Source organism: Olleya sediminilitoris (assembly GCF_016785945.1).
Classification (GTDB): Bacteria; Bacteroidota; Bacteroidia; order Flavobacteriales; family Flavobacteriaceae; genus Olleya; species Olleya sediminilitoris.
The window spans coordinates 1-19,920 of record NZ_JAEMEF010000007.1 but is presented as its reverse complement, the minus strand read 5'-3'; the positions used below and the strand labels follow the sequence as shown (position 1 = coordinate 19,920).

The 19,920-nt window shown below is 33.1% G+C and carries 14 protein-coding genes; 9 read left to right on the top strand and 5 right to left on the bottom strand.

All coding sequences use genetic code 11. The annotated features are described in order from the left end of the window. Window positions 1–68 precede the first annotated feature (68 nt). The 7 genes from JAO71_RS09210 (at window position 69) to secDF (ending at window position 10,719) form a co-directional block, all read left to right on the top strand. A complete protein-coding gene (locus JAO71_RS09210) occupies window positions 69–1,526 on the top strand; it encodes a LamG-like jellyroll fold domain-containing protein (protein WP_203000405.1) in 1,458 nt (485 codons plus the stop codon). 396 nt (window positions 1,527–1,922) lie between these two features. Continuing rightward, on the top strand, window positions 1,923–3,872 hold the full coding sequence (gyrB, locus tag JAO71_RS09205) for a DNA topoisomerase (ATP-hydrolyzing) subunit B (protein ID WP_116823345.1): 1,950 nt from the start codon (window positions 1,923–1,925) through the stop codon (window positions 3,870–3,872). Window positions 3,873–4,000: 128 nt separating this feature from the next. Continuing rightward, window positions 4,001–5,014, top strand: a complete 1,014-nt coding sequence (locus tag JAO71_RS09200) for a DUF6588 family protein (protein ID WP_203000396.1) — start codon at window positions 4,001–4,003, stop codon at window positions 5,012–5,014. Between the two features lie 90 nt (window positions 5,015–5,104). Next, window positions 5,105–6,031: a malate dehydrogenase gene (locus JAO71_RS09195; protein ID WP_028289291.1), complete on the top strand. Its 927-nt coding sequence runs from the start codon at window positions 5,105–5,107 to the stop codon at window positions 6,029–6,031. A gap of 184 nt (window positions 6,032–6,215) precedes the next feature. Beyond that, a complete protein-coding gene (locus tag JAO71_RS09190) occupies window positions 6,216–6,866 on the top strand; it encodes a DUF4412 domain-containing protein (RefSeq protein WP_054851653.1) in 651 nt (216 codons plus the stop codon). A gap of 117 nt (window positions 6,867–6,983) precedes the next feature. Beyond that, entirely contained in the window at window positions 6,984–7,562 is a 579-nt protein-coding gene (locus tag JAO71_RS09185; protein ID WP_203000393.1) for a hypothetical protein, read from the top strand. A gap of 148 nt (window positions 7,563–7,710) precedes the next feature. Continuing rightward, complete coding sequence (gene secDF / locus JAO71_RS09180) at window positions 7,711–10,719, top strand: protein translocase subunit SecDF (RefSeq protein WP_203000391.1); 3,009 nt, start codon at window positions 7,711–7,713, stop codon at window positions 10,717–10,719. A gap of 420 nt (window positions 10,720–11,139) precedes the next feature. Here secDF and JAO71_RS09175 read toward each other — a convergent pair whose 3' ends face one another. The 5 genes from JAO71_RS09175 to folE all read right to left on the bottom strand — a co-directional run bounded on the left by JAO71_RS09175 (window position 11,140) and on the right by folE (window position 15,206). Beyond that, entirely contained in the window at window positions 11,140–11,643 is a 504-nt protein-coding gene (locus JAO71_RS09175) for a DUF192 domain-containing protein (RefSeq protein WP_203000389.1), read from the bottom strand. Beyond that, window positions 11,643–12,572 (bottom strand): prolipoprotein diacylglyceryl transferase, encoded by a 930-nt coding sequence (gene lgt, locus JAO71_RS09170; RefSeq protein ID WP_203000387.1) that lies wholly within the window; start codon window positions 12,570–12,572, stop codon window positions 11,643–11,645. Before lgt ends, JAO71_RS09175 begins: the two co-directional genes overlap by 1 nt. Before the next feature lie 200 nt (window positions 12,573–12,772). Continuing rightward, complete coding sequence (gene yidD / locus JAO71_RS09165) at window positions 12,773–12,994, bottom strand: membrane protein insertion efficiency factor YidD (protein WP_054851649.1); 222 nt, start codon at window positions 12,992–12,994, stop codon at window positions 12,773–12,775. 40 nt (window positions 12,995–13,034) lie between these two features. Continuing rightward, complete coding sequence (gene cysS / locus JAO71_RS09160; RefSeq protein WP_203000385.1) at window positions 13,035–14,519, bottom strand: cysteine--tRNA ligase; 1,485 nt, start codon at window positions 14,517–14,519, stop codon at window positions 13,035–13,037. Between the two features lie 6 nt (window positions 14,520–14,525). Continuing rightward, window positions 14,526–15,206 carry a GTP cyclohydrolase I FolE gene (gene folE, locus JAO71_RS09155; protein WP_028289300.1) on the bottom strand — a complete coding sequence of 227 codons (681 nt, stop codon included), beginning with the start codon at window positions 15,204–15,206 and terminating at the stop codon, window positions 14,526–14,528. 197 nt (window positions 15,207–15,403) lie between these two features. Between folE and JAO71_RS09150 the strand changes: the two genes are divergently transcribed. Both JAO71_RS09150 and JAO71_RS09145 read left to right on the top strand, forming a co-directional pair. Further along, window positions 15,404–15,877, top strand: coding sequence for a hypothetical protein (locus tag JAO71_RS09150; protein WP_203000383.1), 474 nt, complete (start codon window positions 15,404–15,406; stop codon window positions 15,875–15,877). A 45-nt stretch (window positions 15,878–15,922) separates the two neighbouring features. Beyond that, window positions 15,923–19,920 (top strand): PKD domain-containing protein (locus tag JAO71_RS09145; RefSeq protein WP_203000381.1); only part of this gene is annotated, 3,998 nt, incomplete at its 3' end.

Below are 19,920 nucleotides of genomic sequence, written 5' to 3'. Positions count from 1 at the left end.
ATTAAATGTTTTGTGTCATTTTATTTTTTTTAAATTCACTCCCAAAAATTTAAAAAATTAATCAACTTATGAAATTAAAATTACTTTTTATTACCTGCTTTTTTACAATCACTAGTATTTTTTCCCAAACCTTAGATCAATCTCACTCTTCAGGAAGTAGTATTAGCTCAAGCACAAACGAAACAAATCCACTTGGCCAATCTTTTACAGCTGGTATAACAGGAGATTTAAGTCATATCAGCCTTAAATTAGGAGATACTGGAGCTTTTTCGCCTGGAACTTTTCAGCTTAGAATTTATGATGGAAATGGTTATGGAGGAACATTACTTAACACAACGCTTTTAGATATCACATCCACAACATCTGGATCTACTGATGAAGTGATGGTAGCATTATCTACTTCAGTTCCTGTAATTTCCGGAAGTATGTACACCATAGATTTTAGAGGTTTAGGTTCTGCATCAATTAATTTCAATCTCACGTTTGGAGGGTACAGTGGTGGAGGTTATTTCTTTGATAATGGAGATACTGGTCTTTATAATACCTACGATGTTTGGTTTAAAACGTTTGTTATCATACCAGTTCCGGCAACCCACTTAAATTTTGATGGTATAGACGATCGCGCAAATACCAGTAATAGTTCGTTACCTTTTGGAAACTCAACAAGAACAGTAGAGGCGTGGGTAAAAACCAACACAACAATAACAGGTACCATAGTTAATTATGGAAACCAAAGTAGTAACCAAAGGTTCGGTTTGTTAGTATTAGGTAGTGGTGAGCTTTATGTTGTTGGAGAGTTTAATGATTATAATGCAGGAGGAACACTTAACGATAATAATTGGCATCATGTCGCGGTTTCTTTTAATGGCTCTACATTAACAGCTTATATAGATGGGGTTAGTGTTGGTTCAATTAATACAACTTACGCAACAACAGGTGACTTATTAGGTATAGGGTCGTCTTATAGAACATCTTTTTGGGGTGAGCATTTAAATGGAAGTGTAGATGAGGTTAGAATTTGGAATACAGCTAGATCACAGACGGAAATTCAAGATAAAATGAATTGTGAATTAATGGGTAATGAAATTGGTTTAATATCGTATTATAGGTTTAATCAAGGTAATGGTGCAGCTAATAATGCTACAATAACAACTGTTGTAGACGCTTCTCCCTCTGCAAATAATGCAACTCTTAACAACATGGCATTGAATGGCACAACATCGAACTGGTTAGCAGGAAGCGCAGTTGCCACAGGTAACATTTGTGCTACACTATCTATAGCCAATTTAAATTTAAGTAATGATGTCAAAATTTATCCAAATCCAACACAAAACAGGGTAACTATTTTAAGTGGTATTAATGAAAAAGGATTAATAAATGTATATGATATAAATGGACGCTTGTTAAAAGCGGAAAGATTAAATTCAAAAACACAAATAGAGTTATCTTCTTTTCAAAGTGGTGTATATCTATTTAAAATTCAAACTGAACTCGGTGTAACAACTAAGCAAGTAGTAAAATATTAACATTTTAATCAAATAAAATCTTTTTTAAAGGCCGATTCTGTTTAAAGTCGGCTTTTTATTGTATTTAAAAATATCTGTTTTAAGCGATTTTGTATATCAATCTTAGTTGTTTAGTATAAAATGAATGCTCAACATTTAATATAGCTGAGTTTTAATCCCTTTTAAGGCGTTTTACTATTAATCAACAAATGTTAATAATTTTTATCAAATGCGCTTAAAACCACTTGAAAAACAGTTTTTATTTTGTATATTTGGTTGTATTCAAAAGGATGCTGTAAAGCATCTTTTTTTATGCACAAAAAAGCATGATTTTTTAATTAAAAATAGGCTTTTTGAGATTTCGTTTTTAAAACGCGATCTTATTAATATTGATTAGAAATAAAACGTATTTAAATAATGAGCGAAAAAAAAGAAGAGTTTAATAAACACAATTACTCGGCTGATAGTATCCAAGCGCTAGAAGGTATGGAGCACGTACGTATGCGTCCATCCATGTATATTGGAGATGTCGGAGTGCGTGGTTTACACCATTTAGTATATGAGGTTGTGGATAACTCGATTGACGAAGCTTTAGCTGGTCATTGTGATAATATTACTGTAACTATTAATGAGGATAACTCGATTACCACAGAAGATGATGGTCGTGGTATTCCTGTAGGAATGCACCAAAAAGAAGGCGTTTCTGCACTAGAAGTTGTAATGACTAAAATTGGAGCAGGAGGTAAGTTTGATAAAGATTCTTATAAAGTATCTGGTGGACTTCACGGAGTTGGTGTAAGTTGTGTTAATGCATTGTCAGAACATTTACAAGCTACGGTTTACAGAGAAGGTAAAATTTGGGAGCAAGAGTACGAAAGAGGTAAAGCCTTATATCCTGTAAAAGCAATTGGTGATACAGATAAAAGAGGAACAACAGTTACTTTTAAACCAGATCCAACAATTTTTAAGCAAACGTTAGAGTATAATTACGATACTTTAGCTAGTAGAATGCGTGAATTAGCGTATTTAAATAAAGGTATTACTGTACATTTAGTTGATAAAAGAAGTAAAAAAGAAGATGGTTCTTTTGAAGGTGAAACGTTTCATTCTGAGGAAGGATTAAAAGAATTTATCACGTTTTTAGATGCTACTAGAGAGCCTTTAATGAAAGATGTAATTTCTTTTGAAGGTGAGAAAAACGGAGTTCCTGTTGAGGTTGCAATGGTATATAATACTAGTTATGCAGAAAACCTTCATTCTTATGTAAATAACATTAACACGCATGAAGGAGGTACTCACCTTTCAGGTTTTAGACGTGGTTTAACACATACCCTTAAAAAGTATGCTGACGAGTCTGGAATGTTGGATAAACTTAAGTTTGATATTGCAGGAGATGATTTCCGAGAAGGACTAACAGCAATTGTATCTGTAAAAGTACAAGAGCCACAGTTTGAAGGTCAAACCAAAACTAAATTGGGAAACAGAGAGGTTTCAGCAGCAGTAAGCCAATCTGTTTCAGAAATGTTATCAGATTATTTAGAAGAAAACCCTGAGGATGCCAAAACTATTGTGCAAAAAGTAATACTTGCAGCACAAGCACGTCACGCAGCACAAAAAGCGCGTGAAATGGTACAGCGTAAAACGGTAATGAGTATTGGTGGTTTACCAGGAAAATTATCTGACTGCTCAGAGCAAGACCCTTCAAAATGTGAAGTGTATTTAGTCGAGGGAGATTCGGCAGGTGGAACTGCAAAACAAGGTCGTGATAGAGCATTTCAAGCTATTTTACCATTACGTGGTAAAATCTTAAATGTTGAGAAAGCAATGACTCATAAGGTTTTTGAAAACGAAGAGATTAAAAATATCTTCACAGCTTTAGGTGTCACTATCGGAACAGAAGAAGACAGTAAAGCGCTTAACCTTTCAAAATTAAGATATCATAAAATTGTAATCATGTGTGATGCCGATATTGATGGGTCTCACATTGAAACTTTAATTTTGACTTTCTTCTTTAGATATATGAAAGAACTAATCGAAAATGGTCATATTTATATTGCAACTCCACCTTTATATTTAGTTAAAAAGGGAGCTAAAAAACAATATGCTTGGAATGATGAAGAACGACAAGCTATTATGAATGAGTTTGGCGAGTCTGCAAAAATACAACGTTATAAAGGTCTTGGAGAGATGAATGCTGAGCAACTTTGGGATACAACAATGAATCCTGAGTTTAGAACATTACGTCAAATCCAGATAGATAATGGTGTGGAAGCAGATCGTGTGTTTTCTATGTTAATGGGTGACGAAGTTCCTCCACGTAGAGAATTTATCGAGAAAAATGCTATTTATGCAAATATCGATGCTTAAACAATAAATATATTTTTATATTAGAAGGAAACATTTATATAAATGTTTCCTTTTTTTATGCTTTTACAAATCCCTCTATTGTAAAAACTAAAACATATTTTTTTACGTTAATATTTAAAATAATAGCAATGAAAAAAACAATAGTTATACTTGGATTATTACTGACAACTCAATTAAGTTGGTCACAAGAGAATTTAAACGAATTACTAGCAGCAGGTGTAGGAGATGCAAAAAGGTTTGCTTCAGATTACTTGTTACCAGCTACAGATGGTTTAGCTTATGGGATAAGCTCAGGTTGGTTTAATAATGCAAAAGTCCGCAAAAAATACGGGTTTGAATTATCTATAGTCGGAAATGCTTCATTTATTAAAGATGAAAATAAAGCATTTGAAATGAATGTTAGCGATTATGAAAACATTAGATTTCCTGATAATAGTTCATCTAAAAACGTAGCAACAGCGTTAGGACATAATGATCCTGATGTAACAGTTTTGGTTACTTATGACGATCCAATTTTTGGTAGTCAAGAGGTCGAATTGACTTTGCCAACAGGTATAGGAGCTTCAAATGTAAATTTAATTCCGACTGCTTTTTTACAAGGAAGTTTTAATGTGTTTGAAGGGACTCAGATAAAAGCAAGATTTTTTCCAAAGGTAGAGACTGAAGATGTTAAAGTAGGTTTGTATGGTATTGGTATTCAACAAGAATTTACAGCATTGTTACCAGCAGATAATTTGTTTCCAGTAGCAATTTCTGGATTAGTTTCATACACTCATTTAGATGCAAATTATGATTTTACCAATACAGAAGTTGTTGATGGCGAAAACCAACAAGTACAAACTAATGTCAATAGTTTGCTATTTCAATTAATTGCAGGTACTAAATTTGAAGTTATCAATGTTTATGGTGCTTTGGGTTATTTAAGTGCAGATTCTAAAACAGATTTATTAGGTACATATCGCGTGTCAGATGGTGTTTTGTTTTCAGAAGAAATTGTGGACCCTTTTACAGTAGATTCTAAAACATCAGGTATCACAGCAACTTTAGGTGCTAATCTTAAATTAGGTGTTTTTGGTATAAATGCATCTTATACTTTAGCCGAATTTGATACAGCTTCATTAGGATTAAATTTGATGTTCTAGATTTATAGTTTTCTTAATAAAAAGTAATTTTAAAATGTTAATTTTGTAAAACAAGAAAAAACACACTTAATTTAATTAATTTATAATAATATGAAAGTAACAGTAGTAGGAGCAGGAGCAGTAGGAGCAAGTTGTGCAGAGTATATTGCAATCAAAGACTTTGCTTCAGAAGTTGTGCTATTAGACATTAAAGAAGGTTTTGCAGAAGGTAAGGCAATGGATTTAATGCAAACAGCATCATTAAATGGTTTTGACACAAAAATAACTGGTGTAACAAATGATTACAGCAAAACAGCAGGATCTGATGTTTGTGTAATTACTTCAGGTATACCTCGTAAACCAGGAATGACTCGTGAAGAGCTAATTGGTATTAATGCAGGAATTGTAAAAACAGTATCATCTAGTTTAATTCAGCACTCTCCAGACACTATCATTATAGTTGTAAGTAACCCAATGGATACTATGACTTATTTAGTACACAAAACTACTGACTTACCTAAAAACAGAATTATCGGAATGGGTGGAGCTTTAGATTCTGCACGTTTCAAATACAGACTAGCAGAGGCTTTAGAAGCACCTATTAGCGACGTCGACGGAATGGTAATTGGTGGACATTCTGATAAAGGGATGGTTCCATTAATTAACAAAGCAGCAAGAAATAGCGTTAAAGTATCTGAGTTTTTATCAGAAGAAAGAATGGAGCAAGTTGTGCAAGATACTAAAGTAGGTGGAGCAACACTTACAGGTTTATTAGGTACATCTGCTTGGTATGCACCTGGAGCTGCAGTATCAGGAATGGTACAGGCAATTGCTTGTGATACTAAAAAGATTTTCCCTTGTTCAGCATTATTAGATGGAGAATTTGGATTAAGTGATTTATCAATTGGTGTACCATGTGTATTAGGTGCAAACGGAATCGAGAAAATTGTAGAAATCAGTTTATCTGATGCGGAAAAAGCGAAGTTAGCAGAGTCTGCAGAAGGTGTTAAGAAAACAAATGGGTTATTAGAATTATAATAATTACCAATATAATTTTTAAAAAGACTATCCTAATCGATAGTCTTTTTTTTTGTTTAAAAAAAATAAATAGAAAGCTATTATTGTAGCTTTCTATTTATTGTTGTAAAATTGTTGTGGCAAGGTATTTGTCATTAATAAGACAAACAACATAACCGCATTTAATCATAACAACATTTATAAAATGAAAAAATTAGTATTTTTATTATTAGCAACGTTTAGTATTTCTATGGTTGCTCAAGAGAAGATAACCGAAGGGGTTATTGCTTCAAAAATGACAATGTCAAGTCCTAATGAACAGATGAATGCTCAGCTTCAAATGGTAGGAGATATTAATATTATAACATACTTTAAAGATGACAAAACAAGATCAGAAACAAATAACCCAATGTCAGGTGAGTCTGTTTCTATTATTGATACTGAAGCTAAGCAAATGTTAACATTGCTTAATAACCCAATGATGGGTAAGAAGTTTACTTTAAGTGATATTAACGAAACTCCAGATACCTCAGGAATTGAAATCACTAAAGGTGACGAAACTAAGACTATTTTAGGATATAATTGTGAGCAATATAACATCACAATGAATCAACAAGGTGTCGCTATGACAATGAAAGTTTTTACTACTGAAGCTATTGAGGCATCAAATCAACAAACTGTAGAGTTTGGAGAAAAATTTAAAGGCTTTCCTTTATTAATGACTATTAATGTTAGCCAAGCAGGTCAAGATATGGCAATGACTTATGAAGTAACAGATATCAAAAAAGAATCTGTATCAGATGATAAGTTTAGCTTAACACCTCCAGAAGGATATGAGAAAATGGAAGGAATGTAATCTGCATTTTTTCTAATATTTAAAAGAGCAACTATTTAGTTGCTTTTTTTTTGTTTAAAAATGGTTTTAATCATCTAAAGATTATATAAATATCACCTTATTTTTTATATTTGGCGCATGAAGTCAAAATGGTACTTTGGTACATTACTTGCTACATTTGCGTTTTTTGTTGCTAGTCAACAACAAATTGCTGTACCCAATCAGCAAATAGACTTTCATTTTTCTGACCAACAAGCTACTGTTTCTCAAACAGAAGTGGTTATAAGTGCCATTAAAAATCAGCTTCAGGTAATAGGTGCTAAAAACACACAAGTTACAGAGCAAAATGGCACACTTAAAATAACATATTATAGTGATGTTGATGTAGAAAATGTCAAAGCTATATTGTTACACAACCAAGAAACAGTATATCTTGATGACAACAAGTCTTCTAATCAAAGTTATAATTTAGATGTTTCTGAAATAAAAACATCAACGCCTTCTGGAGCAGGTTTTGATGGAGATTATATGGTGGAAGCTAAGCAAGAATACCTTAGAGCTTCACAAGTAGTTTTAACTTTTTCAGCTATAGCTGAAAATACTTTACAACTAACATTACTATCATTTACAACACATAAAGTAAATACTAATATCTCAATTAGTATAGATAAAGGGACCTTTAATATTCCTGAAGGTAGAGCTGGACCAATAGCTTAATTACATTTCAACACTTATTTAAAACACCACTTCAGTTGACCAATTGAAGTGTATAAACAATTCATTTTATATAAATAAAAAAATTGTCAAGCCTTACGTTAATTATATGCTAACGTAATTTAAAATTTGACATTAAATAAACAAAACCATGCAAAATAAAGGATTAGTAAAACTATTTGCAGTATTGTTTGGATTGGTAAGTATTTACCAATTGTCTTTCACATTTAAAAATAATGCGATAGAAAACAATGCAGCACAATTGGCTGAAAGCAAAATTGAAGCTTCAGCATCAGATCGTACAGCAAAAGTTAACGATTATGCGACAAGTTATTTAGACTCGTTAGCAACATCAAAAGAAAGTGTTTTTTTAGGTAACACTTATGAGGATGTAAAACAAAACTCAATGAAGTTAGGTCTTGACCTTAAAGGTGGTTTAGAAGCAATACTTCAAATATCTGTAAAAGATCTTTTAATTGGATTAGCTAACGATAGTAAAAATCCAACTTTCAGAAAAGCTTTAGATGATGCAGACGAAATTCAAAAAAACAGTCAAAACACGTATTTAGAAGATTTTTATGTAGCTTTTGACGCTATCAAAGGAGATAAAAAATTAGCCTCTCCAGATATCTTTGCTAACAGATCTTTAGTTGGAGAGATAGACTTAAATATGTCTGATAGTGATACTAAACGTGTATTAGAAACAAAGGTAGACGAGTCAATCGTTTCTGCTTTTGAGGTATTACGTAAACGTATTGATGAGTTTGGTGTAACCTCTCCAAACATCCAACGTTTAGGTAACTCTGGACGTGTATTATTAGAATTACCAGGTGTTAAAGACGTAGCACGTGCTACAGATCTTATTACTCAAACAGCACAATTAGAGTTTTGGGAAGGTTTAAAAGCAGATCAATTCAATCAGTTTTTAATTCAAGCTAATGACTTACTTAAAACTAAATTAGAAGCTAAAACAACTTCAGAAGAAACTACTGAAGCTAAAGAATTAACTGAAGAAGAAAAAGCTATTGCAGCACTTACAGGTGAAGAAAACGAAACTGTAAACGAGGTTAACCCATTATTAGACCTAATGGCTGGTCCTGGTTTTGGAGCAACTTTAGCACAATTTAATATTGCAGACAGAGAGCAAGTATTAAGTTACTTATCTATGCCAGAAGTAAAGGCATTATTACCATCAGAATTAAAACATACTAAATTTGTTTTTGGTAAACCAACAGAAAATAGTGAGTTAGTAGATCTTTTTGTCCTAAAAGGAAACAGAGACAATGAGCCACCATTAAATGGAGCGGTTGTAACAGATGCACGTCAATCTTATAACCAAGCAAATAAGGTTGTAGTTAGTATGCAAATGAATAGTAAAGGAGCTAAAATCTGGGAAAAAATGACAGGTGAGGCTTTTAAAACGCAAGGTCAAATAGCTGTAGTTTTAGATAATACTGTATACTCTGCACCATCATCATCTACTGGACCAATTGCAGGAGGAAGTACTGAAATTTCTGGAAGCTTTAGCTTAAGTGAAGCAACAGATTTAGCTAACGTTTTACGTGCAGGTAAATTACCAGCTCGTGCAGAGATTATTCAAAGTAGTATTGTTGGACCATCTTTAGGTCAAGAAGCAATTGATAGTGGTACAATGTCATTTGGTATTGCATTAGCATTAGTATTAATCTGGATGGTATTTTACTATGGTAAAGGTGGATTATTTGCTGACATAGCAATGTTATTCAACATCTTATTAATCTTTGGTGTATTATCAGGTATTGGAGCAGTATTAACACTTCCTGGTATTGCAGGTATAGTATTAACTATTGGTATGTCTGTGGATGCAAACGTTCTTATATTTGAGCGTATCAGAGAAGAACTATCCAAGGGTAAAGATCAAAAATCTGCTATTCAAGACGGATTTAGTAATGCATTATCATCAATTTTAGATGCCAACATTACAACAGGATTAACTGCATTAATATTATTTGTATTTGGTACAGGACCAATTAAAGGTTTTGCAACAACATTATTAATAGGTATTGGTACATCACTATTTACAGCAATCTTTATTACAAGATTATTAGTAGACTGGTATTCAAACAGAGGTGGTCAATTAGATTTCTCAACAGGTTTAACTAAAAACTTATTTAGAAACATCAATATCGAGTTTCTTAAAAAACGTAAAGTTGCTTACATCATATCAGCAGTAGCATTAGTATTAAGTTTAGGATCATTATTTACAAATGGTTTAGATCAAGGTATTGATTTTGTTGGAGGACGTACAACGCAAGTTAGATTTGCAGAGCCAGTAAGCGCAGTGGAGATTGAAGGTATTTTAGCTTCTCAAGACGTATTTGGTAGTGCAACAGTAAAAACAGTTGGAGACGATAATAATTTAAAAATCTCAACTAAATATAAAATTAACGAAACAGCTAACGAGGTTGATGAAGAAGTAACAAGTAAGCTATACACAGCATTACAACCTTACCTTAAAGGTGTGTCTTTTGAAGATTTTAAAGACTTATCAAAAGCAGACAAGCAAATTGGTATTATGGATCAATACAAAGTAAGTCCATCAATTGCAGACGATATTAAACAAGCCTCTTTCTGGGCAGTTTTAGGATCATTAGTAGTTGTATTCCTTTATATTCTTTTCCGTTTTAAAAGATGGCAATTCTCCCTTGGTGCAGTAGCAGCAGTATTCCATGATGTAATTATCGTATTAGGTGTATTCTCTATTACATACAAGTTCATGCCATTTTCAATGGAAATTGATCAAGCATTTATTGCAGCAATCCTAACAGTAATTGGATACTCATTAAATGACACCGTTGTAGTATTTGATAGAATTCGTGAGTTTTTTAACGAGTACACAGGTTGGGAATTTGATAAAGTAATAGACAGCTCATTAAGTAGTACATTAAGTCGTACGTTAAATACATCTTTAACAACCTTAGTGGTATTATTAGCAATCTTCATTTTTGGAGGAGAGTCTATTAGAGGATTCATGTTCGCATTAATAGTTGGTGTAATAGTAGGTACCTACTCATCATTATTTATTGCAACACCAATCATGTATGACTTTGTTAAAAAAGGAAATGCAGCAGACGCATTAAAAAAGAAAGAAGTAGTTGTGGACGAAACAGTAGTTAAGTAGTCAAACACTAGTCTTAATATTAAAAAGCCTTTCTATTAATTTAGAAAGGCTTTTTTATGTTTACAGTAATTTGTTTTTTAGGCGTTACCCACTTTTGCTTTTAGTTGCAAAAGTGCGTCAGGCTTTCCGTTACAATCTTTTTGCTCGTGCCTCACAAAAAGGATTTCCACATCAATCCTTAACGCAACCTATCCGTAAATTTACGTCTCTAAAAAGGGTTGTTTTCTCTTTGTTATGGTAAAACAATTAGTCCTCTTAAAATAGTATTTAAACGGTTTAAGTTTGATTTTAGTAAGGTATATAAATCCAGTCAGGTTGGATTAAAAATTACGTTGTGTAAGTAAGGTAGTTGTCAAATTTTTCAATAAAAAAAGGCTAATTGTACAATTACAATTAGCCTTTTATTATAAAATAAGCCTTTTATTTTTCTAATAAATACTCAAAGTAATCCATTTTATCTCCAACATCAAGTAAAAGTTTTTGAGCCATTCCAGCGTTAAGTTCTAGTACAAATTGAGCAGGAGTGTTAGACGGTAAGCTAGTTTCATCCATTGGTTTTGCGTTTTCCTGAAAACTAACAATACGTTTATTATGATCAAAAAATATTAAGTCTAAAGCAATACGTGTGTTTTTCATGTAAAAAGAGCGTTCTCTAACCTCAGGAAACACAAATAACATACCTTGGTCATCCTTCATGTTATCACGATACATTAACCCTGTTTGTATTTCGTAATCACTTTTAGCAATCTCAATATTAAATACCTTTACAATAGTGTCTGTAGTGCCTTTAAAAATGGTTAATTCACCTTCTTTTTTAAAATCAACTTTTATAGGATCAACTGTTTTATCATCTTTACAAGCATTAAAAACAAAAGCTAGGCTACAAAATAAGGCTAGAGTTAAAATTTTGGTATATAATTTCATTATTTAGTAGTCGTTTTTGGTTTAAAAATAAACATAAAGTACAATCCAATTAATATAAACGGAACACTTAACCATTGTCCTGTGTTAAGACCAAACCAGTTAATAAACTCGTCACCTTGTGGTTCTTTAACAAACTCGACAAAAAATCTAACACTCCAAAGTAGTATTAAAAATAAACCAAATAAAAATCCTGTTTGATCTTTTTTAGTCGTCTTTGTGTAAACAAACCAAAGGATTAAAAACACAAAAATATAACTAAACGACTCATACAATTGTGCAGGATGTCTAAACGGAACAGCTTCTAGTAAAGAAGCCATATTTGGATTGTCAGTAATAGAAGCGTAGGCTTTTTTAACATCCTTAATTCCTGTTTTTTGAACAATTTCATATTTGTTGTAGTACTCTTGCACAAATCTAACACCAAAGTCAGAGTCTGTTATTTTACCAATAATTTCAGAGTTTATAAAGTTTCCAATTCTTATAAAAACAGCTCCAGAGGCTACAGGTATTACAATACGATCTAAAATCCACATCATAGATTTGTATTGGTATTTTTTACGGTATAAATACATACCTATTATTATACCAATTGCTGCTCCATGACTAGCTAGTCCTTGAAACCCTTGAAACTCAAAACCACCTACAAATTTAAATGGCAAAATAACACTTAAAGGATCTTGGCCAATTAATTCTGGCTGATAAAATATTACATGTCCTAATCGTGCACCAAGCATGGTAGCTAAAACGGTGTAAATAAATAATGGATCTAAAAATTCTAGATTTACTTTTTCGCGTTTAAAAATACGTTTCATTATAGCGTGTCCAATCACAAATGCTGCGATCCACATTAGGCTATAAAAATGAATTTTAAAATTTCCTATTATATCGATTCCTGTTAAAGGATTCCAATCGAATTTAAGTATATACATAGTTTGATTTTTGGAGTTGTAAATATAGTATTTATGCTTTATTAATTAGAATTACTTGACAAAGGTTTAGCAATAAATTAATGTTTATGCTAATTTTTGGCGCAAGTGCGTTAAGGATGGAAGTGGCATCCTTTTTTATTTTTCTTAAAAAAGATATAGCGGACAGCCTGTTAAAACGCCCAAATTATTAATAAAAGTATTTATGGTACTGGGTCGTAACCGCTTCCTCCCCAAGGATGACAACTAAAAATGCGTTTAATACTAAGTTTTAGTCCTTTTAATAATCCGTGTTTTTGAAGGGCTTCTTTGGTGTAGTGTGAGCAAGTTGGTTGGTATCTGCAAGTTGCAGGTGTAAATGGAGAGATGAGGTTTTGGTAAACCTTAATGAGAAATAAAAATGGTGCTAATATTATTTTTTTCATGGTATAAAAAATCCTCTCCATTGGAGAGGATTTGATGTATTTAGTTTGTCGTAAAAGTTGTGCCATCTTTACCGTCTTTAAGTTGTATTCCAGCTTCGGCTAGCTCATCTCTTATTTGATCTGATAAAGCAAAATCTTTATTGACTCTGGCTTCTTGACGTAGTTTTATTAATAATTGTACAGCTCCAGATAATTTGTCTGTACCAGCTCCAGCTTCGGTTTTGTCATTTTTTAAGCCTAAAATATCATAAACAAAGGCGTGGATTGTTGTTTTTAAATACTCAAGGTCTGTTGCGTTTAATGTTGCGCTTCCTTCTTTTATCTGATTGATGTATTTAACCGCTTCAAATAAATTGGCAATGACAATAGGTGTATTGAAATCGTCATTCATGGCGTCATAACATTTTTGCTTCCATGTAGCAATGTCTAATGTTGATGTTTTTGAAGCTTTTAAATGATCTAATTGATTAACACCATCCATTAATCTGTTATATCCTTTTTCGCTGGCTAAAAGTCCATCGTCAGTAAGGTCTAAAATACTTCTGTAAGACGATTGTGCTACAAAAAACCTGATAACACTTGGTGTGTAAGCTTTGCTGAAAAATTTGTTGTTTCCGGATAAAAGCTCGTCTGGATTTACAGTGTTTCCTGTAGATTTTGACATGCGTTGTCCATTAAGTTCTAACATGTTGGCGTGCATCCAATAGTTTACTGGAGATTTGCCTAATGCTGCTTGGTTTTGCGCGATTTCACATTCGTGATGTGGGAATTTTAAGTCCATTCCTCCACCATGAATATCAAATTGATCTCCAAGATATTTAGTACTCATTGCTGTACACTCTAAATGCCAACCCGGAAATCCATCACTCCAAGGAGATGGCCAACGCATAATGTGTGTTGGTTCGGCTTTTTTCCATAAAGCAAAATCTTGAGGGTTTTTCTTGTCTGATTGTCCGTCTAAAGCTCTTGTGTTATGGATTAAATCTTCAAGTTTACGCTTGCTTAGTACTCCGTAATTATTAGTTTCATCATATTTGTGAACATCAAAATACACTGATCCATTAACTTCATAAGCAAAACCATTATCTATTATAGTTTTGATAAGTTCTATTTGTTCAATGATATGTCCAGTTGCAGTAGGCTCTATACTTGGAGGTAGAAAATTAAAGGTATTTAATATATTATGGAAATCAACGGTGTAGCGTTGCACGACTTCCATAGGTTCAATTTCTTCTAATCTTGCCTTTTTTGTGATTTTGTCTTCACCTACATCTGCATCGTTTTCTAGGTGTCCAGCATCTGTTATGTTTCTTACGTAACGTACTTTAAAGCCTAAGTGTTTTAGATATCTAAAGATAACGTCAAAAGACATAAACGTCCTAACATTTCCTAAATGCACATTGCTATATACTGTTGGTCCGCAAACATACATACCAATATAACCTTCGTTAATAGGTTTAAAATTGTCTTTTTCGCCAGTTAGCGAATTGTATATTTTTATGTTTTGATGTTTGTAAAGTTCCATTAGTAATTAGTGAAATTTAGTATCTAGTTTAATGTAATCTAAAAATTCGCGTTTAGTTTCTTTGTTTTTAAATTGACCTCCAAATTCTGAGGTCACTGTGCTGCTTTCAATATCTCTGATACCTCTAGAGTTAACACATAAATGTTTAGCGTCAACAATACAAGCAACATCTTCTGTACCTAAAGCTTCTTGCAATTCTTTAACAATTTGAATGGTTAGACGCTCTTGTACTTGTGGTCGTTTTGCATAATAATCTACAATTCGATTCATTTTAGATAAACCTACAACAGTACCATTAGATATGTACGCTACATGAGCTTTACCTACTATAGGTAAAAGGTGGTGCTCACAAGTAGAATAAACAGTAATGTTTTTTTCGACTAACATTTCACCATATTGGTATTTATTGTCAAATGTCGAAGCTTTAGGTTTTTTGTCAGGATGTAAACCTGAAAAAATTTCGTTTACAAACATTTTAGCCACACGATTAGGTGTCCCTTTTAGACTATCGTCTGTTAGGTCTAACCCTAAAGTTTGCATAATGCTGGTCACATCTTTTTTTATACTGTTGATTTTATCAGTATCTGATAGTTCAAAAGCATCTGCTCTTAAGGGTGTATCATGATTTGTACTTATATGGTTATCACCAATTTCATCATGATCATCTATGTTGTTTTCAATCTTCATTTAAATAAAGTCTGTAAGTGATGTTTTTAATAATTTGCAAAGATAAACAATAAATAAATTTGTATTAGGGTAGGGAATTGTTAAATGTACTTGTTATATGTGTAGGAATTGTAAAAATCTTAATATAGATAGCTATATTAACATATTGTTAATTAAAATTTCCTTAATTTTCGACCATAATCTTATTCTTAAAAACAATGAAACTTAGAGTATTCTTAACACTATTATTTGGAATTTTGATGTTTTCTCAGCAAGGAGTAGCTCAAACTAAAACAAAACAAAAAACACAGCTAGTTAAATACGGTAAAAATGTAGACACACCCCTTACTGCTAAAGAAATGTCAATGTTGAAGGAAGTGTATCAAGATAAGTTGAATGAGTATATTTTAAATAATAAGCAAAAAGTTAAAGATTTTAAGCATCTATTAAGGAATAGGATTGAAATCAAACAAATGCCAAATATTAAAGATGAAAATAAATTCACAAGATTATCTTCCGTGGAGTTGTTTGATCATTATAACTTAAATTTAACACGAGATAAGGTTTTTAACAAATCGACTTTTAATCCTTTAAAGTATAACCTTAATTTTTTTATAATAGGTTCAAGTATCTATAAAATTGATAATACTAATTATTTCATAGTTATCAAATCTCAGACAAACAGAAAATAAATTATTCTTTTTTTTAAGAAAACATATATCTTAACTTATATACCAATGAAGAAGTTTTTAGTAGCCCTTATATTATTAAACTCATTTATATCTTTTTCTCAAGACATATTAATGCAATCCACAACAGTAAGTCAATGTGGTGGTGTGTTTTATGATTCTGGTGGATCTGCAGCAAATTACTCAGACGGAGAAAGTTTTATTTTGACAATTTGTCCAGATGTTCCAGGTCAACAAGTTCAACTAGATTTTACAGCTTTTAGTACGGAGTTAAATTCTGATACAATGACTATTTTTGATGGAGATGATAATACGGCAAATGCTTTTGGTCAGTTTTCTGGCGGAGGAGCAGCCAATAATCCTGGTTTTGTTTCTGCTACACCAAATAATCCATCAGGTTGTTTAACTATTGAGTTTACATCTAATGGAACAGCAAATGCATCTGGTTGGGCAGCAAATGTTTCATGTTTTGAACCTTGTCAAACTATAGTTTCACAATTAGATAGTTCTTCTCCAGCACCAAATGGAGATGGGTATATTTGGGTTTGTCCAAACGAATCTATAACGTTAGATGGTAGTGCAAACTTTTCAGTTGATGGTACAGGTGCTACTTATGAGTGGGATTTAGGTGACGGTAACTTTATATCTGGTCAAACAGCTACATTTTCTTATACAACACCTGGTGTATATATTGTAAACTTAAATGTCACAGATACTAATACAGATTCAGACCCTAATGGTTGTTCTAATACAAATTTAATTAATCAAGTTATTCAAGTTGGTACAGAACCAGATTTTACAGGGACAGAAGCTGTCGATAGTGTTATTTGTTTTGGAGAATCCACAACAATAACAGGAGTTGTTACTCCAACTGAATATATTAATGATTGTACTCCTCCAGTTAGTGGTGTGACCGTTTTACCAGATCAATCTGGAGCGACATATGAGACCTCTATAACAGTAGATTGCTATGAGTCTTCTCAAACTTTAACAGATGTTAGTCAGGTAGTAAGTATTTGCATTAACATGGAACATTCTTATTCAGGTGATTTAGATATCTTTATTATTAGTCCAACTGGACAGCAAACTCAGCTATACGATGGAGGTGGAGGAGGTACCTATTTTGGTGGAGCTAATAATTTAGATGATCAAACTCCTGGAGTAGGAGCTGATTATTGTTGGGCATCCACAGGAACAACCACAGTCAATAATGGTTCAACGGTTACAGCAGGAAGTAACCCACCAGGTAACTCATGGGCACCAGGTACTTATTTGCCAACAGGTGATTTTAATAATTTGTTAGGAAGTCCTTTAAATGGAGATTGGACTATTCAAGTAATTGATAACTTATCAGTGGATGATGGAACTATCTTTTCTTGGGGAATAGAGTTTGATCCTAATTTACAACCACCAGAATTATCTTTTACACCAACAACAGTAACTGAAGGATGGGATACAGATCCTTCAATAATTAATGTAACAGGAAATGATATTGTTGTTCAACCAACAACTGCAGGAACACATTGTTATACTTATAGAACTAATGATGATTTTGGATGTGAGTACACTGAGGTTGTTTGTATAGACGTATTGCCAGAAATCGATAATGGAGAACCAAATGATTTGTTTTTATGTAATCCAGGAGCTCCTCCTTATATTTTTGATTTAACTGAAAATGATGCGGTAATGACTGCTTCTTCTGCAATATCTACAGATTTAGTAATTACTTATTTTGAAACTCAAGTAGATGCTGACAATAATACAGCAGCTATAGCTACACCTGATTCTTATAGCTCTTTGGCGACATTAGGTATGCCACAAACTATTTATGTTAGAGTAGAGTATTTAAGTTCAGGTTGTTATGAGACAGAAACTTTTACATTAAACATTACTACTCAACCAATTATTAATCCGGCTCCAGATATGGAGGTTTGCGATGATATATCAAATGATGGATTTGAACCTTTTGATTTAGAGAGTCAAAATACAGCTATTTTAGGTGCCCAGTCGTCAACTGCATTTGAAGTTACATATTACTTAACCTTTGCAGATGCAGATGCAGGTGTGTCAGGAACTGCTTTGGTCAGTGATTATACAAATACTGTAAACCCACAGCCTATATATGTTAGAGTTCAAGTATCAGGAGATGATGCATGTTATTTAGCTTCACCTATACCTGTTTTTGAATTAATTGTAAATCCAAGAGATGATGCTTCATTTATAGTAACTCCTAATTGCTCAGGAGGAACTGTTTCTGGAATAGCAACTCCAGGAGGGGCTTTTGCTTTTAATCCTGATTTAGGTGATGGTGCGATTATTGATCCTACCACTGGAGAAGTGACTAATGCAGTTTCGGGTACAACATATAACATAGATTATACAACAACAGGTACATGTCCTTCTACCAATTCAGAAGAACTTATAATTCCTAATACAGATGATCCGTCGTTTACAATGACTCCAACTTGTGATGGTGGTATTGTTGATACTGAAGCAACTTCAGGAGGAACATACGCTTTTAACCCATTACCTACAGATTCAGCTACTATAGATTCTGCAACTGGAACAATAATAAACGGAACTTCTGGTACGACTTATACTGTAGAATATACTACAGCTGGAACTTGTCCTGATAGTAGTACACAAGATGTGACTGTTTATCCAGTAGAAGATCCATCATTTTCAGTTCTAGAAAACTGTGATGGAGCAACAATGAATATCTTAGGTGATTCAGGAGGTGTATTTGCTTTTAATCCTGCAGTAACAGATGGAGCAGTTATTGATTTTGTTACAGGTGAAATTACTAATGGTGTTTCGGGTGTAACATATACTGTTGAATATACAACAGGAGGACCATGTCCAGAAAATAGTTTCCAAAATGCAACTGTTTTAAATGCGGATGATCCAGCTTTTACTGTGCAACCAAACTGTGATGGAGGTATTGTAGATTCAGTAGTGACTCCAGGAGGAACCTTTGCTTTCAATCCAGCTGTTACAGATTCGGCTATAATTGATGCAAACACAGGAACGGTAACTTTGGCTACTCCAGGAAATTCATACACTATTGAATATACAACTGCAGGAGCATGTATTGCTTCAAGTACACAAATTTTAAATGTATTGTCAGCTGATGATTCTTCATTTACTTATCAACCAACTTGTGATGGTGCAATGGCGACTATTAATGGTTTATCAGGAGGAACATTTAGTTTTAATATTGCTCCTCCAGCAGGAGACACAGCTACATTGGATACTGCATCAGGATTAATTACAGGTGGAGTTTCTAACGCTAGTTATAGTGTTGATTATACTACCAATGGACCTTGTCCTACTACAACTAATCAAACAGTAACAGTTTACCCATTACCCACAGCAGTCACACCAACAGCATTATCAGTATGTGATGATGGTACACCAGATGGATTAACCAGTATAGATTTAAGTATCAAAAACAACGAGATTAGTGGAGGTAACCCAGCGTATTCAGTGACATATTATTTGACGCAGTCAGACGCAGATTTAGAGATTAATCCATTGCCAATACCTTATGATAACATCAGTAATCCACAAATTATATTTGTGCGAGTAGAAGATGTAAATACGACGTGTTATACAACTACGACGTTACAATTAGAAGTAGAGCAAGCACCAGTAACCTTTCCTCCATCAGATCTAACATTTTGTGATCCAGATAGTGATGGTTTTGGATTATTTACACTAACAGATGCAGATGCCGAAATCACAGCAGGCGCACCAGGATTAACAGTAACCTATCATGAAACGTCAAGTGACGCTCAGTTAAATGTTAACCCACTAACTAGTCCTTATAATAACATTGTAGAAAACACTCAATTTATTTATGTACGAGTAGAAAGTACAACCATATCAACAGCATGTGCTAGTTATGAAACGTTAACCCTAATCGTCTACCCAACCCCACAAATCACAGACCCAAGTCCATTAGAAGTTTGTGATAACGATACAGATGGTATTGCGGTTTTTGATTTAGAATTAAATAATGCAGAGATTTTAAACCAGTTAGATTC